We start from the raw sequence: 5,801 nt of genomic DNA, 5'->3' as shown, positions 1-5,801 counted from the left end.
CAGCATCATGAACTGCGTCGATGTGTGCCCGAAGGGACTGAACCCGACCAAGGCCATCGGCAAGATCAAGGAGCTGATGGTCCGCCGCGCGGTTTGACAGGCCACGTACCAGCTGATCGCCGAACCGGCGCGTTATCGCCGCGCGTACGACCTGCGCCTACCCGCAGCTTGTGTGAAACGCGCCCCCTGGTGCGCCGGCAATCGGAACCGAGGGCCGCGAGAAGGCGAGTTGGGTCAATCAGATCGAGCTCTGGTTTGCCTGCTACACGCCGGGCTGGAATAAAGGTCAGCCCGTGCGCAAACGAAGCGATCGCACGCAAGCTTAGCGATGGTTATCGCATGGGCCGCTGTTCGAGCAACGGCCCATGCGCCCTCCTCGCTGGCTCATCCACTAACGTTGGAACGGATCCAGGTTGAGGAACGGCTTGAGGCCGCTGCTGGCGCCACCCGCCCCCACCGCCCCGATGCATTCCGTGTAGTCCACGCCGTTCCCGGTGCTTCCGTCCTGCAGCAAGGCGCCGGAAGAACTGACCTTATGCCCATGGGGGAAGCAGAGCGAGGGATGATCGAACGGCGCTTTGCGATAGCGAACGCGGTCATCACCCAGGGCTAGCAGGAAAGCCACCAGGTCCTGTTTCTGCGCCTCCGTCAGGCCGAGCGGCGCAATGCCCCGATCCAGATTCGCCCTGTTGGCGTCCGCAAAATCGCCGCCGCGGTTATAGAAGTCGACCACCTGCATCAGGGTAGATTTGCCGCCGTTATGGAAATAAGGACCGGTGAACTCCAGATTGCGCAGACCTGGGGTCTTGAAGGCACCGTCAACCGCCACGCGATCGCTACTGGCGACTGGCGTCTCCCTGGTGGTATCGAAGCCGTTGCCCAGCAAATGGGTCTTGCCCTGCTGCGCCATCCGTGTTTCGGAGAACGGATTGCCGAACGGATCGATGCCGCCTACGCCAAGATCCTCCGTGGTGGGTTGCACGCCGATGTTGTAGAAGCCGTTGTCATAGACAGCTTCCAGCCCATCCCCCATTGGCATCCGCCTGAGCCGCTGGTTGACCACGCTGGAGAATGAGGCGGCCGTGAATTCAGCGCCTGCGTGGCAGCGGGCGCAACGTCCTGCACCGGAAAAGACTCTGGCGCCGCGTAACTGCTGCTCATTCAAGGCTGCAGTCTGGCCCTCGAGGTAACGGTCGACCGGCGCGTCGTTGGAAATCAGCGTGGACTCGTAAAGCTGAACGGCAAGGCCGAAAAAGAGCGCGAAGTTGGCCTCCATCTGGCTTACCTCGAACTTCACGGTGCTGCGCTTGGACTGGCGGACGGGAGTCAAATCCATCGAGCCGAATTTCGCCTCATCGGCAGCCGACATGCGGATCAGCGTCGGCGAGGCCCAGTATTCGGGGCGGAATGCCTGCTTGACCAGCTCAGCGTAAGTCGGGATCGGCTTCTTGTTGCGCTGTGCCGCCAGGGGGGCAAGTACGCTGTCGTCCGCCGCGATGGTCTGGCCGGCTAACGGCGGCTGGCCAAGCAGCTTCTTGCCGAGTTTCATGAATGACCGGCCCGCGCAACTCATCTCGACCGCGCTCAGGGGCGGCCCGTCACTTTGCGACGCCAGGGATGCGCCTGGAATGGCCAGCTGAATTTGCCTGAGAACGCCACCCTCAAGCTTCCACACCAGGGCATTGGGATTCCTCATGCCAAACGGATCGCCGCCGTTGTACATGTTGTTGGCGCGCCCATCCCAGAAGTTGCGGAAATTGAATACCGCATTGATCACAGACGGAGTATTGCGCCCGGTCACTTGCCGCGTGTTGACGCCGTTGATGTTGTAACCCGTGCCGCCGTGGAAGATGTCGTCGGAAACATAGGCGCAGGTATCACCGCTGGTGCCCGTGCCGAATTCAACGAAGTTACGGGTGAATACTCCCTGCGAGCCGGCAACCTCATTGACATTCGAGAGTTGCGGCTGGGCCTGGTTCACGTCCACGTGTTTGGTGAACGGAAGATCTTCCGGCTTCAGGGTGTAGTTTGGCTGGCCCAGCTGGAAGGTCTTGTCGCCGCCCAGCAGGCCCGGAGAGAGCGTGTTGGTGATGCGGTTGTCGACACCGGCATGGAAGTGGCAGCTTGCGCAAGCGGTCTTGTTGTCGCTGCCCACTTTCATGTCCCAGAACAGCGCCTTGCCGAGCTGGATGGCGGCCGCCTTGTCCTTGACGAACTGGTCGAGGACGTCGGCAGGCGGACCCGGAACCGCAACGGTCTTGAGCGACTTCAGACCCGCCAATGGATCTACCACTTGCGCTTGCAGTGCGCGCCAGGTCAGGCCCGCTGCCACGATGAGGACCAGGATCGCGGCCATGAGCATCGCCTTGACCGATGCCTGACCGCGCTGCCTTTGTCGTCGCCATGACCCGCCGCCCCTGCGAGTGGCGCCTATGCCATCGATGCCTGACGGCGGGCAATCACGGGACCCGGGGGCATCAGCGCGGGATTGCGGCTGCGCCGGGTCGGGGTTGGAATCACAAGCGTGGCTGAAGCTGTTGTTGTTGGGCATATCGTTCACCTGGACCGTACGCGCCGCGGCACATGCGTTTGAGCGGCATTGGCATGGTTCCCGTCGCCACGGCATCGCTTTGCGCCAGGATGCTATGGGCCCCCGCACGCTTGGGCGGATGCCTTGCAGGAGAACCTGCAGGAACCACTTCCACTCATATGTAAGCTGCGGCAGGGGGCCACATGAGCCGGCTATGTGAGATATCGCACATAGGTCCCCGGGCCATGCTCTCTCGTCAATGCACAAAGCGACGAGCCCCCAGTTGCCGGACCCAAAGGGTCCTGCCTGGAGGCTCGTCTGCCCAACAATGAGAGGGCGAATTGCCCTGCGATGCACGATCGCTTGCCCGTTCGCAGTGGAACAGAGCAACGTAATCGATGGCGGGAATCGAATGCCGGTTCAGCGCCAACGAATCCGGCGTGCGCTACCCCGCGGTGAATCCTGATCGACGCCTTACCCTGACCGCCTCGTCAAGCATGTCGAGCACCGCCACCGAATCGTCCCAGCCGATGCAGGCATCGGTGATGCTCTGTCCGTATGTCAGTGCGGACGGACTGTGCTGGCCCGGGGTGAACTTCTGCGCGCCGGGGAGCAGATTGCTCTCGACCATGACCCCGAAGATGGATCGGTTGCCGCTACTTATCTGTTGCGCCACGTCGCGCGCCACGTCGATCTGCCGCTGGTGCTGCTTGCTGCTGTTGGCGTGGCTGAAATCCACCATCAGCGCGTTGCCGAGCCCGGCCGCTTCCAGTTCCCGGCAGGCGCTCGCCACGGACTCCGCATCGTAGTTCGGGGCCTTGCCGCCGCGCAGGATGACATGGCAGTCCGGGTTGCCCCGGGTGTGTACCGTCGCCACCTGCCCGTTCTTGTGCACCCCGAGGAAGTGGTGCGGACGCGATGCGGCCTGGATGGCGTCGATGGCAATCCGGATATTGCCGTCAGTGCCATTCTTGAAGCCGATCGGCGCGGAGATGCCGGAAGCCAGCTCGCGGTGTACCTGGCTCTCGGTGGTGCGGGCACCGATTGCTCCCCAGCAGATCAGGTCGCCGATGTACTGCGGCGAGATCACGTCCAGGAACTCGCCGGCCGCCGGCAAGCCAAGGCGGTTGATGTCAACCAGCAGGCTGCGCGCAATACGCAGGCCTTCGTCGATGCGAAAGCTCTCGTCCAGGTAAGGGTCGTTGATCAGCCCTTTCCAGCCCACGGTGGTACGCGGCTTCTCGAAGTACACACGCATCACGATCTCAAGCGACCCGGCGTAGTGCTGCCGCTGCGCCATCAACCGCTGCGCGTACTCCAGGGCGGCGTGCGGGTCGTGGATCGAGCACGGTCCCATGATCACCAGCAGCCGGTCGTCGTGGCCGTGCAGCATGCGCGCGATGCGCTGGCGCGTCTGGGTGACCAGAGATTCGACCGGCGTGTTGCGGATGGGGAAGAAGCGGATCAGGTGCTCCGGCGGGGGCAGTGGAATGATGTCGTCGACGCGGGCGTCGTCGGTCACGCCGGTGCGGTCAGGCGGCGCCTGCCAGCCCTCGGCAATGGCGGGCGGGGATTTCTGGGGACCGTTCATGGCTGGCTCCTGCGCAAGGTTCGGATGCCGCTACTTTAATCCATGCGCGGCCCGCTCCCCCGCCGCGGCGGTGCGAGACAACCTGGTCGGCCTGGCTGCGCATGCTTCGTCGAGTACGGTAGCCAGGCACTGCGCCAGATGCTGGAAGCTATGGTTGCGTTCGACATACTCCCGCCCCGCGCGCCCCATCCGCAGGCGCGTTTCGAGCGGCGCTGCGGCGATGCTGAGGATGGCGTCGGCCAGCGCCTCGGGCTGCTCCGCGGCCACCGTCAGTCCCGCCGCCGACTCGGCCACCGGATTGTTGGCGGCATTGGAAGCGATGACGACGGGGCGTGCCGCCGCCAGGTAATCGAACAGCTTGTTCATGCTGATGCCGTACCGGTACAGCTGCGGCAGGTCGCGCACGGCGATGACAAAGGCGTCCGCCTCCATTGCCAAGGCCGGGATGCGGCGCTTCGGCACCGGGGGCTCGAAGCTGACGTTGTCCAGGCCGAGCCGCTGCGCCTGCGCCATCAATGCGGACTTCAGCAAGCCATCCCCCACCATGCGCAGCATGATGTGCCGCCCCTCCGGCCGCTGCTGCACCAGCTTCATCGCCTGCAGCACGTTGTCCAGGCCGTTGGCCTGCCCGTGGGAGCCGAAATACATCAGCGTGAAACGCCCGGACGCCTCCGCGGTGCGCGCGGGCGTTGGCGGGAACAGCGACAGGTCCACGCCATTGGGAATCCAGGTAATGCGCTCCTTCGGGATGCCGAGCGGCGTGATGTACTCCGACGCGTGTGGCAACAGCACGACGATGCGAGCGGCACGCCGGTACAGCCACGCCTCCAGCTTGCGCAGTGCCCAGGTGCGCCAGTCCCATTCACGCAAGCGGCCCATGTCCACCAGTGTCTGCGGCCACAGGTCGCGCACCTCGAACACAAAGGGGACCTTGAAGCGGCGCGCCAGCAAGGCGCCCGCCGCCGCGGCGAAGGGATGCACGCTGGACCCGATCACCACGTCCGGGCGCGGGAGGACGCGCGTGGTGCGCCGGCGCAATGTTTGCCAACTGTAGGCCAGCATGTTCAGGATGCGCCCGGCGCCGTCGCCTTCGTAAAGCGGCGTGCGCACCCAGAGGAAGGCCACATCGCGAATACTGTCGAGCCGCGACAATTCGCCCGCTTCCAGGGGCCGCTCTATGCTGCCGACGGCATTGGCCGCGATGACGGTGGCCTGCCAGCCAGACGAGGCCAGGTGCTGCGCGAGATGAAAATGTCTCGTGCCGCCCGAGCCGTTATCCGGTTCCTGGGCATAGTGATTGAGAATCCAGACGTGCTTCATTGATCGACCCGGTCGTTGGAGACTGGCGCGGATGTCATCGGCAGGCGTCGTCCGGCCTGGTTCCTCCGGAGCAGTCCGGTGGGTCACCAGGGCAATGCGAACCCGTCAAGAACGCATCCGGTCGCGACCATTTGTTGGCGCACAATGGTCACGGCGGGATGATGAAATACCTTGCCGTCTTCGGCTTCGTATATTTTTCAATCCGACCGAGTTCATTTGATCAAACTCAGCCGCCTTTGGATAGCGCATAGCGTGGCTGAACCCACCTCATTACACACAACTCCTGGTGGCTGGCGCTCCGCAGAAAGTCGTTTACGGTCAATGACATAGCGGGTGGGCTTGTAAGCTCTCTCGGATTGT

At 63.7% G+C, this 5,801-nt stretch carries 3 protein-coding genes and 1 pseudogene; 1 reads left to right on the top strand and 3 read right to left on the bottom strand.

The features are described 5' to 3' along the window. A pseudogene (gene sdhB, locus AB1I47_RS33175) lies at positions 1-97 on the top strand (succinate dehydrogenase iron-sulfur subunit); the annotation flags it as partial. Between the two features lie 294 nt (positions 98-391). Here sdhB and AB1I47_RS33170 read toward each other — a convergent pair. The 3 genes from AB1I47_RS33170 to AB1I47_RS33160 all read right to left on the bottom strand — a co-directional run bounded on the left by AB1I47_RS33170 (position 392) and on the right by AB1I47_RS33160 (position 5,441). Continuing rightward, entirely contained in the window at positions 392-2,356 is a 1,965-nt protein-coding gene (locus AB1I47_RS33170) for a cytochrome-c peroxidase (RefSeq protein ID WP_354687887.1), read from the bottom strand. Between the two features lie 619 nt (positions 2,357-2,975). Continuing rightward, positions 2,976-4,121, bottom strand: a complete 1,146-nt coding sequence (locus AB1I47_RS33165) for a 3-deoxy-7-phosphoheptulonate synthase (RefSeq protein ID WP_354687886.1) — start codon at positions 4,119-4,121, stop codon at positions 2,976-2,978. A 30-nt stretch (positions 4,122-4,151) separates the two neighbouring features. Next, positions 4,152-5,441: a glycosyltransferase family 4 protein gene (locus tag AB1I47_RS33160; protein ID WP_354687885.1), complete on the bottom strand. Its 1,290-nt coding sequence runs from the start codon at positions 5,439-5,441 to the stop codon at positions 4,152-4,154. Between the last annotated feature and the right edge of the window lie 360 nt (positions 5,442-5,801).

Source organism: Cupriavidus necator, assembly GCF_040578825.1.
Classification (GTDB): Bacteria; Pseudomonadota; Gammaproteobacteria; order Burkholderiales; family Burkholderiaceae; genus Cupriavidus; species Cupriavidus necator_E.
Note: the sequence above shows the minus strand (reverse complement) of the source record. Positions and strands in the feature narration are given on the sequence as shown.